This window comes from Pseudomonas sp., from assembly GCF_049653025.1.
GTDB lineage: Bacteria > Pseudomonadota > Gammaproteobacteria > Pseudomonadales > Pseudomonadaceae > Aquipseudomonas.
In genome coordinates, this window is record NZ_JBASFM010000006.1 from 725,220 (window position 1) to 737,607 (window position 12,388).

The following is a 12,388-nucleotide window of genomic DNA, read 5'->3' on the forward strand; positions in this document are numbered from 1 at the left end:
GCAAGGAGCTTATTGATGACACTGCGACAGCTGCTGCATGGCCTTGCTGTCACCTGCCTGCTGTTATCAGGAGGAGCTGGCGCGGCGGAGCCCGGCCTGAGCGCAGACGAAGTGCGGGTCGGCATGGTCAATGTGCAGAGTGGCCCGGCCGCCGCGCTGGGTTTGGGCATGCGCAATGGTGCCCAGGCCTACTTCATGCGCATCAACGCCGCAGGTGGCATCCACGGGCGGCGTATCAGCCTGATCAGCCAGGACGATGGTTACGAACCGGCCCGCACCGCCGCGCAGACCCGCGCCCTGCTCAAGACCCAACAGGTGTTCGCCCTGCTCGGCTATGTCGGCACGCCCACCTCACGCGCGGCCCTGCCGCTGGCCCTGCGCGCACAGGTGCCCTACCTGTTCCCGTTTACCGGTGCCGAATTTCTGCGTACGCCGGTAAAGCCAGGGGTGTTCAATATCCGCGCCTCCTATATCGAGGAAACCGAGCACCTGGTTGAGCGGGTGACCAAGGACCTCGGCGTGCGCAAGATTGCCATCCTGATGCAGGACGACTCGTTCGGCGAGTCGGTCAAGGGCGGCCTTAACGGCGCACTGCTCAACCGTGGCCTGCAGCTGCATGCGCAGGCGCGCATCCAGCGCAACTCGCTGGACGTACGCGCGGCCGTCGCAGCCCTGCAGCGCAGCCAGCCCGAAGCGGTGTTCTTCGTCGGCACCTACAAGCAGCTGGCAGTGGCGATCAAGCAGGCCAAGGCCACCGGCTTCAACACGCGTTTTCTCAGCGTGTCGTTTGTCGGCACCGAAGGCTTTCTCGAAGAGGCTGGCAGCGACGGCGATGGCGTCTATATCTCCCAGGTGGTGCCTTCGCCACACGACAGCACGCGCGCACTGGTGCAGACCTACCAGGCTGACGTAGCGCCGACCGAGCGTGGGCATGCCTCGCTGGAGGGTTATATCGGCGCGGCCGTGTTTGCCCAGGCGCTGCACGATACTGGCCGCGAGCCGACGCGGGAGCGCTTTATCGAAGCCCTGGAACACCTCGACACCGACCTCGGAGGCTTCAAGGTGGCGTTCTCCCGCAGCCGCCACCAGGGCTCCAGCGCGGTGTTCCTGACCCGCATCGAGAACGGCAAGGCCATAGCGGTGGAAAGCATGCGCTAGCAGCGCACGATCCCCCCCGACTCAATGGCTCACGTCAGCACGGCAAAGCGCTTATCCAGGCCGCTATAACCCATGCCCACACCCTTGTGCACCTTGAGCTGCACCGGGATGCGCTCCTTGAGCGCCTCGACGTGGCTGATCACACCGATCATCTTGCCACTGGCATTCAAGTTATCCAGGGCATCCAGGGCTACCTCCAGGGTTTCGCCGTCGAGGGTGCCGAAGCCTTCGTCGAGAAACAGCGAGTCGATGCTGGTCTTATGACTGACTAGATCGGACAGCGCCAGGGCCAACGCCAGGCTGACCAGAAAGCTCTCGCCGCCGGACAAGGTCTTGGTGTCGCGCGCCGCATCGGCCTGCCAGGTGTCGATCACCTCCAGCTCCAGCTCGCCACTGCTGCGCCGCGCCAACTGGTAGCGACCGTGCAAACGCTCAAGCTGCTGGTTGGCCAGGTAGACCAGATGATCCAGGGTCAGGCCCTGGGCGAACTTGCGGTATTTGGCGCCATCGGCCGAGCCGATCAGGCTGTTAAGTTGTTGCCATAAGTCGTATTCGCCCTGCTTGGCTTGGATCGCGGCAAACAAACTCTGCTGACCAAGCCTGCGCGCATCGTCGCCCTGCAGCTGAGCTCGGATTTCGCCCTGGCGTTCGCTTAGGTTTTTTAGCTGGGCGTTAAGAGCGAGCAGCTGCTCATCCAACTGCGCCAGGCTAAGCATGGTGGCCGGACTGGCCTGTAGCGCGGCTAGCTGCTGCGCGGCGGCACTGGCCAGGGCCTGGGCATCGCTCAGGGCCTTGTCCAGGCGCTGACGCAATTGCTGCAACGCCACGCGCTGCGCCTCATCCAGCAGGGCTGCCAGATAATCGGCCTCGGCATTAAAGGGGCTAACGGCCAGAGCCGCCGCCCACTGCTGCTCGGTCTGTTGCAGCCGTGCCTGATCATCCTGCAGACGGCTGGCCAGAGCCTGACGGCTACCGGCCAACTGCTGCTGACGGCGCTGCGCGCCTTCCAGCGTCACCTGCGCCTGCTGCAAGGCCGCCTGGGCATCGGCGGGCTTGGCCAAGGCCGGCTGATCGGCCAGACCCAGAACACTCCAGCGCTGCTGCCAGAGTTGAGCCAGCTGAACCGCAGCCTGCAGGCCATGATCCAGCTCGCTTAGCTCGCGCTGTAAATCCAGGCTCTGCTGCTGACTGTGCTGCCAGTGCTGCCACTCGGCCTGGCGCTCGGCCAGCCAGGCGCTGGCATTCTCCGGCAGCTGATAGCCAAAGCTGGCCAGGGCGTGGCTTAGGCTGGCGCTGCGCTTATCGGCAGCGCCTTGCAGCTGCTGCAGGCGCAACTGGCCTTGCTCTGCCTGCTCCTGGCGCTGCTGCAGTTGCAGGCGGTTAAGTGCCTGCTGCTGTTCCAGTTGGCTGCACAACTGCTGCAGAACCAGCCGTGCCTGCTGGCACTGTTCGAGGTGGCTATTGAGCTGTTGCAGCTGCTCCAATTGCTGCTGCAGCTGTTGCAGTTCACGGCTTTGTTGCGCCTGCTGCTCAGCCAGGGCAATGGCATCGACCAGCGGGCTTTCCAGCTGCGCACTCAGCGCCTGCCAGCGTTCGCCCTGCTCGGCCTGGGTCTGCCGGCCACGCTCAAACTGCTGCTGTTGCTGCTCCAGGCGGGCGGCGAGTTTTTCCAGCTCGCCGGCCAGTTGCCGGCCTTGTTCAGTTAGAGCCTCCAGCTCGTTGCGCTTGCTGTTGAGCAACGTCTTGGTCGCCGAGACATCCAAGGCCTGATAAGCGCTGATCGCCGGGTGCGACTCGGAGCCACAGAGCGGGCAAGCCTCGCCGGGTTGCAGCTGAGCGCGATGGGCTTCTAGGGCCTGGATACGCTGTTCCTGCTCCAGCAGTTTTTCCTGGGCCTGCACCTGTTGCTGCAGGTCCTTGTAGCTCAGGCGCAACTGCGCCACCTCGGCACCCTTGGTTTGATGCTGCTCACGCAATAGCGCCAGGGCGCTGGTCAGCTGAGTCTGCTCGGCAGTCAGGCGCTGTTGGGCCATGGCCAATTCGCCCAGCTGCGTCAGCACACCGCCCTGGATATGCAGCTGCTGCCAGCGCTCACGCAAAGCCGCCTCACTGCGCCCGGCCAGCAGCCCGCGCTGTTGCTGCTGCGCGGAGCTCTCCTGTTCGCGCGCCTGCTGCAGGCGGTTCTGTTCGGAGCCGAGTTGCTCAGCCTGCCGGCCGAGCTGCGCCTGCAGCGCGACGATAGCTTCTTGCAGCTGCTGCTGACTCAGTTGCAGCTGGGCGATTTCACCTGCCAGTTGCTGGCGCGCCTTAAGCTGCTCGCCCCAGCTACCCAGCTGCTCACCCAGCCGCCCATGCTGCGGCTGCGCGGCCAGTTGTTGCTGTAACTGCTGCAGGCGCTCGGCCAGCTGCTGACGCTGCGCCTGGCAATCGGCGAGCAGCACGGTGCTGAACTCCCTGGCCTGCCAGCTGTGCTCGGCAATGGCCTGCTCCACCTGGCGCTGTTCGGCGGCATTCTGTTGCAGGCCCTGCTCGGTCTGGGTCAGGCTGTGGCGGGCCTGCTGCCAGTCATGGTGCAGCGGCTGCAAGCGCAGGGCGGGCTCGCTGGTGGCCAATTGCGCCAACTGCGGCTGAGCCAGTTGCAACTCGTGCTGCGCCGCCTGTTCGGCCTGCTGGCTGGCGTGCAGCTGCGCCTGGGTCTTGCTCAGTTCCTCGCACCAGCGGCGCTGGCGCTGCAACTCGGTTTGCTGTGTGCCCAGGCTGGCTTCTTCAATAGCCAGTTGCTCGGTTTGCGCCTGCAACTCAAGCCGCTGCTCTTCGCCTAGCAGCTCGACGCCATCGGCACGGGCGCGCAGCTGATCGAGAGCGACCTTGACCTCGCGGCACTGCTCAAACACCCGCTGAGAAATCTGCCCGTAGATATCGGTGCCGGTCAGCTCTTCCAGCAGCTCGGCGCGCTGGTTGGCATTGGCCTCGAGAAAGGCGGCAAAACCGCCCTGGGCCAGCAACATGGATTTGGTAAAGCGCTCGAAATCGAGGCCCGTGAGGCGCTCAGTCTCGCGCAGTTTCTCGTTGATTTTGTCGGTAATGATCTGCCCGCAGGCATCGGCCAACTCGACCTTGGGTGCCTGCAACGCGCCATCGACCTTGTCGCGGGCACGGCGCTGGCTCCAGAAAGCGCGATAGCCAACGCCCTTGACCTCGAATTCGACCTCGGCCAGGCAGTCGGCAGTGTGCCGGCTCATCAGTTCATTAGCGCTGGCCGACACCGTATTCATACGCGGCGTGCGGTGGTACAGGGCCAGGCAGATGGCGTCGAGCAGCGTGGTCTTGCCCGCGCCGGTCGGCCCGGTGATGGCGAACAGGCCGTTGTCCTTAAAAAGCTCAGCGGTGAAATCGATCTTCCATTCGCCTTTGAGCGAATTAAGGTTTTTCAGACGCAGGCTAAGGATCTTCATACCTCACCCTCGCGCAGTTCACTCACTACCTGTTGATACAGGCTAAGCAGGCGCGCCTGCTCGGTTTCGTCCAGAGCTTCGCTGCTTAGGCGTTGGGCGAACACATCCTCGACACTCAACTCATCCAGGGTTTCCTTGGCCTGGCCCTGCAGGCTGACGCTGGCCGTGCCGCGCTCGCGGCGGATACGCAGCACCTCCACCGGCAGGCCTTCGCACAGCGCGGCGATACGCAGCTGCAGGTCGCTTAGATAATCGTCGGTGCCAACCAGCACTTCCAGCCAAACCGGCTGCTCGCTACTGCCCTGTTTGGCCGCCTCCTGAATGGCGCTTTCCAGCTCTTTTAGCGAGCCGCGCAGCGACAGCAGCGGCTGAAAACGCGGCACCGGCAGCGCGGTGATCTGGCGCAAGCCGCTGCCATCCAGCTCCACCAGCAGCACTTCTTTCTGCTGTTTGGCCTCATCGAAGCTCAGCGCAATGGGCGAGCCGCAGTAGCGAATATGCTCCAGCCCGCCGACCTTCTGCGGCCGGTGAATATGCCCCAGGGCGATATAGGCCGCCGGCGGAAAAGCACTGGTGGGAAAGGCCTCCAGGCTGCCGACATAGATCTCGCGCACCGAATCGCTGGCGCTGGCACCCACGGTGGTCAGATGGCCCGTGGCGATAATCGGCAGATCGCCGCCCAGCTCGGCACGCTTGGCTTCGGCCAGGGCATAGAGGTCCTGATAGTGCTGCTGGATTGCTTGTTGCAGCGACTGCTGCTTGTCCTGCGCGCTCTGCCCGGCCTGGCTCAGCAATACATCACGCGGGCGGATAAAGGGGATGCCGCAGAGAATCGCGCCGGGCGAGCCGTCGCGCCGGTGCAGCACCAGCAGTTGTTCATCCAGTTGCTCGCAGACGCCGGGAATTACCCGCGTGCCGAGCTGCGCCAGCAGGGTCTTGCTCTCACCGAGCATGGCCACCGAATCATGGTTGCCGCCGAGCACCACCAGCTCGCAGCCGGTAGCGCGCAGCTCGACGATAAAGCGGTTGTACTGCTCGCGGGCGTAACTGGGCGGCGCGCCGGTGTCGAAGATATCGCCGGCAATCAGCACGGCATCGATCGCATGCGCGCGCACCTGCTCGATCAGCCAGGTGCAGAACGCCTGGTGCTCGGCCTGGCGGGTCTTGCCCATAAAGTGCTGACCGAGGTGCCAGTCGGAGCTGTGCAGGATGCGCATGCTTAGAACACCCAATCCTTGACCACCATATGGGTCTTCACTTTCTGCATACCGGGGAAGTTTTCGATCTCGCCGCGAATCTCGCTGAGGCGCTGCATTGACGCGGCTTCAATGGACACCAGCATATCGGTCTCGCCGCTGATGCCGCTGCAACGACGCACTTCCGGGTATACGCGCATCAGCTCGACATAGTGCTCGCAGCGCCCGCCCTGGTAGAACAGCTCCAGATAGGCCTTGATCGCCGCCTCGCCCGGCAGCGCCACCTGGGCGTGGTAGCCGCTGATTACGCCGCTGAGCTCAAACTGACGAATGCGCTCGCTGACCGCCGAGCGCGATAGGTTGACCTCGCGGGCGATCTGGCTGACGGGTAAACGCGCATCGGCGCGTAACAGGGCGAGTATCTGCTGATCGAACTTGTCCACGGCAACTCTCAGGTAAAAAGCAGTTCGACGGCCAATTCCGTCACTTTACCGGGCAACGCCGACGCTTCTACGGCGGTGTTTTGCAGAGCTACGCCCTACCATATCCGGCAAAACGCCAGAGCATACAACATGAGCCGTCTGAACCAGGAATTGGGCCTGCTGCAAGGGATTGGCCTGCTGAGTACCTCGCTGCTGGGTACCGGGATTTTCGTAATCCCGGCGCTGGCCGCCACTGCTGCCGGCGAGGCCTCACTGTGGGCCTGGATGCTGCTGATCGCCCTGGTGCTGCCGGTGGCCTTTACCTTCGCCCAGCTGGGTCGCCACTTCCCCCATGCCGGTGGCGCACCGCACCTGATTGGCCGCGCCTTCGGCGCACGGATGGAACGTCTGAGTGCGCTGCTGTTTCTCGCCGTGCTGCCGGTGGGTTTGCCGGCGGCGCTGAATATCGCCAGCGGCTTCTGGCAGGCGCTGTTCGATCTTAGCCGTGGCCAAGCCCTGGCCATCCAGCTGGGCACGCTTGTCGCCATGCTGTTGCTCGGTCAGCGCCCGGCCAAGGCCAGCGGGATGATTCAGGGCGCTATTGCCATGGCCATTATCGCCACCATTGCGCTGATCTGGTGGGTCGGCGACCTGCCCGTTAGCAGCCAGCCGCTGCTGCCAGCGATCAGCGGCCCCTGGCACCTGCTGCCGGCGGCGCTGGGGGTAATGTTCTGGTGTTTTGTCGGCATCGAGGCCTTTACCCATATGGGCGAGGAGTTCAAGAATCCCAAGCGCGACTTCCCCCTGGCCCTGCTGTTCGGCGTGCTGCTGGCCGGCCTGGTGTACTGGGCCTGCTCGGTGGCGGTGCTGAGCCTGCATACCTACGGCGATGTGCAGACCGATGCGGCGTCGCTGCCACGTATGCTCGACCTGCTGCTGGGCGACAAGGCGCGCTGGATCGCCGCCACTGTCGGCTATCTGGCCTGCTTCGCCTCGATGAACGTCTATATGCAGGGCTTCGCCCGGCTGATCTGGAGCCTGGCCGACGAAGGCAAATTGCCGCCCAGCCTGGCCCAGCGCAACCAGCACGGCGTACCGGCCCGCGCGCTGTTGCTGGTGATCCTCAGCTGCGCCCTGTGCGCCAGCCTTGCCAGCGTCCTCAACCTGACGGTGGATGACCTGATCCGCTACGCCAACGGCAACTTCGTGGTTATCTACCTGCTGAGCATGGCTGCCGGTTGGGTACTACTGCGCGGCATCTGGCGCTGGCTGGCGGGCTTTAGCGCCCTGCTGTGCGCCTTGGTGCTGCTGATGCTTGGCATGGATGCCGGATATGCCCTGGGCTTGCTGCTGGTGCTCGGTTTGCTGGACCGCTGGCGCGAGCAGCGCAGCATGCGCCTGGCTGCCGGGCAGAGTTGAGTGATTGATTAACCGCGTAGTTGCAAATTACCCGACAACAGCAGGTCGCGGCGCTTCTTGCGGCTGATCTGCTGATGCTTGCACACCGAATAGACTCGCTCGAAGCCCACACGATCAATACCCGGGTATCCATCCAGAGCCGCGTGCACCAACAGGTCGTAGCGCGCCTCATCGATATGGTCCTGAACCAGGCGCAAGAATAAGAAGGCAAACTGGAAACCCAGCACCTCAGACCAGTAAGGCGGATGGCCGATATAGCAGTTCTCCAGATCGACCACCTTGAGCTCACCTGGTTTTTGCGGGTGCAGCATGATATTGCCAACCCATAGATCGAGATGGCTTACCTGCTTACCATGCAGTTCTTCGAACAACGCGAAGACACTGCGCAAGAAGGGTTCAATTTGCATGTCCGGGTGGCTCAACCACCGCCGCCCATCCAGATGGTCATCAAGCATGTCGCTAATCAGGAACAGTTCCTTAACCATACGCACGCCACGACGGCTGTAGCCAAAACCACGAAGCCGCGGAACTGGAACCCCGCGCTGGAAGGCTTCGACAGTGTTTATTAGTTCGGCCACTGGCCAGTCGTAACCACCCGAACGGCGTTGCAGGCCATAGGTGATACGGAAACGCGATGGAAGACTGTCGATCTCCACCGTCTTGACGAACAGGCGCGAAGTTGTGCCGCTGAGGCAGCCCGTAAAAGTACGTCGCATAGACTTGCTGGGGCGCCGGCCAACCAGCTCGGCAATTGGCAGAAGGATATCCGCAGCAGCGTCATCCTGCAGGTGCAGAGTCAGATCTCCCTGCTGAACCATGTGAGCAAATTCCGTTTTATATGGCGCTAAATACTTCATGCTCTGCCTGACTCTTGTTATCCGGTCCGCACGATAGCGATGTGCCTGCATCACCTCAATGAGTTTTTCGCATAACCTCCACATTCAGACCGCTGGTCACGGCACGCTCCGAAATATCGACAGCAGACCTTTTGGCAGAGCGACGCATGCCTCCGGCTATCCTGTAGTTCAAGCCACAACTAGGACTGACCATGCGCCGCATCCTCCGTGACCTGAAAATCCTCATTTTCACCAACCTGTGGATTGTGCCGGTGCTGGCCGGGTTGGTCGGCGCGCTGTTCTACTTCGCCGCCCCGCCGCCGCCCATGCATGTGCGCATGGCAACCGGTGCGGTGGGCGGTGGTTATCACGCCTTCGGCGAGCGCCTGCAAGCCGAGCTTGAGCAACAAGGCTTCGACCTGGAACTGGTGGAGAGTGCAGGCTCCGAAGACAACCTGGCCCGGCTCGGCAAGGGTGAAGTGGAGCTGGCCCTGGTGCAGAGCGGCCAGGAGCTGACCCTAAGCGACGAGGCCCGCGCCAAGCTGAGCGGTCTGGGCGTGATGTACCGCGAGCCGCTGTGGTTGTTTACGAGCAAGAAGGCCAAATTCCAGCAGCTGTCCGATCTGATGAAGATGCGCCTGGCGATTGGCTCGGCCAATAGCGGTACCCAGGCGGTGACCGCTGCGCTGTTTGCCGCCAATCGTATCGAACCGGCGGACTACCCCAAGCGCTGGCAACAGCTGGGTGGCAGCCCCGCCGCCGATGCACTGATTGACGGTAAGCTGGACGCCGCCTTCTTTATAGGCCCGGCGGAAAACCCGCTGATCCAGCGCCTGGCCGCTGAGCCCACGCTGCGCCTGGTCAGCCTGCGGCGCACCGAGGCCTATCTGGCGCGCCTGCCCTACCTGAGTAGCCTCAGCGTCGGCGAAGGCATGCTCGATATGGCGCACAACACTCCGGAGCGCGACATCGTCACCCTCGGCCCGGTCGCCACTCTGGTGGCCGGCGAAGAATTCCACCCCTCGCTAACCCCGCTGATCCTCGAAGCAGCGAAAACCGTGCTGAAAAATGGCAGCCTGCTCGACCCGGCCGGCAGCTACCCGGCCAAGCCGCCGCTGTCGCTGAACATCCTGAGCGAGGCCGAGTACTACTACGACAAGGGCCTGCCGATCCTGCAGCGCTACCTGCCGTTTCGCATCGCCTCGCTGGCCGACCGCTATATCATCCTGGCCATTCCGCTGCTGGTGCTGCTGTTCCCGCTGTTCAAGGCCGTAGGGCCGATCTACCAGTGGCGCATCCGCGCGCGCATCTACCGCTGGTACAAGCACCTGCGCGAGATCGACCAACTGCTGTACAAGGGCAAGCTGCCGGGCGACCTGGACGCCGAGATCGCCCGCCTGGAACGCCTGGAAGACGAACTGGCGCGGGTCGAAGTGCCGCTGTCCTACTCCAGCGAGCTGTACCAGTTGCATATGCACCTGCGCTATATGATCGAGCGGCTGCATGCGCTGCAGCAGCGCACGACTGCCGGGCAGCAGGTCGGGTAACATGCGCGCTTTCCGTTCAAGCACCACGAGGCCGCCATGCCGATCCGCCACTGCATCGTCCACCTGATCGACAAGAAGCCCGATGGCACCCCCGCCGTGCTGCATGCCCGGGACACCGAGCTGGGCGCGTCCCAGGCCATCGAGAACATGCTGGCCGACCTCAATGAGAGCTATAACGCCAAGCAGGGCAAGGCCTGGGGCTTTTTCCATGAAGAATCCGGGGCCTACCCGTTTAGCGGCTGGCTGAAGAATTACCTGGACGAAGCTCAGGACTTCGCCGCGTTCAGCCGTCAGGCGGTGGAACAGCTGCAGAAGCTGATGGAAGAATCCAACCTGTCCACTGGCGGCCATGTGCTGTTCACCCACTACCAGCAGGGCATGACCGATTACCTGGTGATCGCCCTGCTGCACCACAGCGAAGGCGTGGCGGTGAACGATGCGCTGGACGTAACCGCCGCCAAGCACCTGGACCTGAGCCAGTTACACCTGGCGGCGCGGATCAATATTTCCGAGTGGCGCAACAACGCCAACTCCAAGCAGTACATTTCCTTTATTAAGGGCAAGAACGGCAAGAAGGTCTCGGAATACTTCCGCGACTTTATCGGCTGCCAGGAAGGCGTCGACGGCCCGGGGGAAACCCGCACCCTGCTGAAAGCCTTCAGCGATTTCGTCGAAAGCGAAGACCTGCCTGAAGAGCAGGCCCGCGAGAAGACCAAGACCCTGGTCGGTTATGCCTCCAGCCAAGCCAAGCTGGGCGAGCCCATCACCCTGACCGAGCTGTCTGGGCTGATCGACGAAGAACGGCCCAAGGCCTTCTACGAGCATATCCGCAATAAGGACTACGGCCTGTCGCCGGAAATCCCGGCGGACAAGCGCACCCTCAGCCAGTTCCAGCGCTTTACCGGGCGCGCCGAAGGCCTGTCGATCAGCTTCGAGGCGCACCTGCTCGGCTCGAAGATCGAATACGACGAAAGCACTGACACCCTGGTGATCCGCAACCTGCCGACCCAGCTCACCGACCAGCTCAAGCGCCGCAAGGGCTGAATAGCAACCCAAGCGGCAAGGAGTGCCCGTGAAGAAAATATTTCTGCTGTTGAGCGCTCTGGCGCTTTATCAATACTGGGATGATCTGCAGCGCTGGTTTCAGCCATCGCTGGCCAATCGACCAGGCGAGGTGGTGCTGTATGCCACGCAATGGTGCGGTTACTGCGCTAAGACCCGCGAACTATTGGCAGAGGATCAGGTGGCGTACCGCGAGATTGATATCGAAAAAGATGCCGCCGGCGAGGCGGCATTCAAATCCTTGGGTGGCCGTGGAGTGCCCCTGCTGGATATCAAGGGCACCCTCATCCACGGCTACGACCCACAAGCCACACGTGCAGCCTACTGAGTAACGCGCGTCTTGCTTAAAGCGCCTTGAGCGCAAAGCCCATACGCGGGAAGTGCACATGCACAGTGCCGGCACGTGGGTCTTCGCGGCGCAGGATCAGCTCTTCGCTGCCGCTGAAAACCAGCTCGCCTTCTACCGCATCGACGCCGTAATCGATGGCCGAAATCGCCACCTGCTGGCCAACAGCAAAACCGTTGGGGTCAACCAGCGCGGCAGCCGGTAACGCCGCCGGGGTAGCGTCACGGGCGATGACGATGGCGTCAGCGGCACTCATGTCGCTGAACGATCCATGACCGAAGTCCAGCACCCGCGCCAGCCAGGTGGCCACCGCTGGATAGGCGTCGATCAGCGGCGCAGTTACCGGTGTGCCGCGCAGGAACCACAACGGATGGGCCATGGCGATGTCCGCCAGCGACGGTTCGCCAAACAGGAAGTCACCCGGCTCACGCTGCAACTGTTCCTGCAGGCGCGTCATCAGGGTTGGCCACTGGTGCTTGGCCACTTCCAGCGGAATCCGAGTGGCCAAGCCACCGTTGAACAGCGTCGAGCGGTCGGCGATAAATACCTTGAGAAACTCCGGCGGCAGTTTGCCGAAACGCGCGGAGATGGATTCCGGCTGGAACACCAGACTCACCGCATGCAGAAACACCTGCGAGTCGGCCCACTGGGCGAAGCTGGCCACGTTGAATTCCTGGCCTTCGGGAAACAGCGCCGGGGTGTTCTTTTCCGCTTCCAGGCGGCGGGCAATCAGCGCGGTGTCGCAGTAGATATCGGCACCGACCTGCAGCACCGGGGTCTTACGGTAGCCGCCGGTCAGGGCGGTCAGGTCTGGCTTGGGCATCACCGGCGGGATCATCACGGAGCGCCAGGACAGCTGCTTGAAGCCGAGCATCAACCGGGCTTTTTCAGCGAACGGCGAGGTTGGGTAATGGTGCAGGATCAACTCGTGCATGGCAGGCTCCGCA

The 12,388-nt window shown here is 63.0% G+C and carries 10 protein-coding genes; 5 read left to right on the forward strand and 5 right to left on the reverse strand.

Annotated elements, in window-relative coordinates:
* The first annotated feature begins 15 nt into the window (after positions 1–15).
* Positions 16–1,158, forward strand: a complete 1,143-nt coding sequence (locus WBK23_RS06460) for an ABC transporter substrate-binding protein (RefSeq protein WP_424483134.1) — start codon at positions 16–18, stop codon at positions 1,156–1,158.
* 29 nt (positions 1,159–1,187) lie between these two features.
* On the opposite strand, the gene WBK23_RS06465 is transcribed toward WBK23_RS06460, so the two are convergent.
* The 3 genes from WBK23_RS06465 to WBK23_RS06475 are packed head-to-tail and all read right to left on the reverse strand — an operon-like array spanning position 1,188 to position 6,252.
* Positions 1,188–4,613: an SbcC/MukB-like Walker B domain-containing protein gene (locus WBK23_RS06465; RefSeq protein ID WP_424483135.1), complete on the reverse strand. Its 3,426-nt coding sequence runs from the start codon at positions 4,611–4,613 to the stop codon at positions 1,188–1,190.
* Positions 4,610–5,830, reverse strand: coding sequence for an exonuclease subunit SbcD (sbcD, locus tag WBK23_RS06470; RefSeq protein ID WP_424483136.1), 1,221 nt, complete (start codon positions 5,828–5,830; stop codon positions 4,610–4,612). Before sbcD ends, WBK23_RS06465 begins: the two co-directional genes overlap by 4 nt.
* 2 nt (positions 5,831–5,832) lie before the next feature.
* Positions 5,833–6,252 carry an Lrp/AsnC family transcriptional regulator gene (locus WBK23_RS06475; RefSeq protein WP_424483137.1) on the reverse strand — a complete coding sequence of 140 codons (420 nt, stop codon included), beginning with the start codon at positions 6,250–6,252 and terminating at the stop codon, positions 5,833–5,835.
* Between the two features lie 129 nt (positions 6,253–6,381).
* On the opposite strand from WBK23_RS06475, the gene yjeH reads away from it, so the two are divergent.
* Positions 6,382–7,650 (forward strand): L-methionine/branched-chain amino acid transporter, encoded by a 1,269-nt coding sequence (gene yjeH / locus WBK23_RS06480; RefSeq protein ID WP_424483138.1) that lies wholly within the window; start codon positions 6,382–6,384, stop codon positions 7,648–7,650.
* Between the two features lie 8 nt (positions 7,651–7,658).
* Here yjeH and WBK23_RS06485 read toward each other — a convergent pair whose 3' ends face one another.
* On the reverse strand, positions 7,659–8,507 hold the full coding sequence (locus tag WBK23_RS06485) for a lipopolysaccharide kinase InaA family protein (protein WP_424483139.1): 849 nt from the start codon (positions 8,505–8,507) through the stop codon (positions 7,659–7,661).
* Positions 8,508–8,698: 191 nt separating this feature from the next.
* Between WBK23_RS06485 and WBK23_RS06490 the strand changes: the two genes are divergently transcribed.
* From WBK23_RS06490 to WBK23_RS06500, 3 genes are read left to right on the forward strand one after another with little or no spacing between them, the layout of a single operon-like run.
* Positions 8,699–10,033, forward strand: a complete 1,335-nt coding sequence (locus WBK23_RS06490; protein WP_424483140.1) for a TAXI family TRAP transporter solute-binding subunit — start codon at positions 8,699–8,701, stop codon at positions 10,031–10,033.
* A 36-nt stretch (positions 10,034–10,069) separates the two neighbouring features.
* Complete coding sequence (yejK, locus tag WBK23_RS06495; protein ID WP_424483141.1) at positions 10,070–11,077, forward strand: nucleoid-associated protein YejK; 1,008 nt, start codon at positions 10,070–10,072, stop codon at positions 11,075–11,077.
* A gap of 28 nt (positions 11,078–11,105) precedes the next feature.
* Positions 11,106–11,423: a glutaredoxin family protein gene (locus tag WBK23_RS06500; RefSeq protein ID WP_424483142.1), complete on the forward strand. Its 318-nt coding sequence runs from the start codon at positions 11,106–11,108 to the stop codon at positions 11,421–11,423.
* Positions 11,424–11,439: 16 nt separating this feature from the next.
* On the opposite strand, the gene WBK23_RS06505 is transcribed toward WBK23_RS06500, so the two are convergent.
* Positions 11,440–12,375: a glutathione S-transferase family protein gene (locus WBK23_RS06505; protein WP_424483143.1), complete on the reverse strand. Its 936-nt coding sequence runs from the start codon at positions 12,373–12,375 to the stop codon at positions 11,440–11,442.
* Positions 12,376–12,388 lie beyond the last annotated feature (13 nt).

What these genes read in the sequence shown, in the direction of transcription:
- yejK (WP_424483141.1), top strand. Translation starts at nt 10,070, where the DNA reads ATGCCGATCCGCCACTGCATCGTCCACCTGATCGACAAGAAGCCCGAT.
- WBK23_RS06505 (WP_424483143.1), bottom strand. Translation starts at nt 12,375, where the DNA reads ATGCACGAGTTGATCCTGCACCATTACCCAACCTCGCCGTTCGCTGAA.
- WBK23_RS06490 (WP_424483140.1), top strand. Translation starts at nt 8,699, where the DNA reads ATGCGCCGCATCCTCCGTGACCTGAAAATCCTCATTTTCACCAACCTG.
- WBK23_RS06460 (WP_424483134.1), top strand. Translation starts at nt 16, where the DNA reads ATGACACTGCGACAGCTGCTGCATGGCCTTGCTGTCACCTGCCTGCTG.
- WBK23_RS06485 (WP_424483139.1), bottom strand. Translation starts at nt 8,507, where the DNA reads ATGAAGTATTTAGCGCCATATAAAACGGAATTTGCTCACATGGTTCAG.
- sbcD (WP_424483136.1), bottom strand. Translation starts at nt 5,830, where the DNA reads ATGCGCATCCTGCACAGCTCCGACTGGCACCTCGGTCAGCACTTTATG.
- yjeH (WP_424483138.1), top strand. Translation starts at nt 6,382, where the DNA reads ATGAGCCGTCTGAACCAGGAATTGGGCCTGCTGCAAGGGATTGGCCTG.
- WBK23_RS06465 (WP_424483135.1), bottom strand. Translation starts at nt 4,613, where the DNA reads ATGAAGATCCTTAGCCTGCGTCTGAAAAACCTTAATTCGCTCAAAGGC.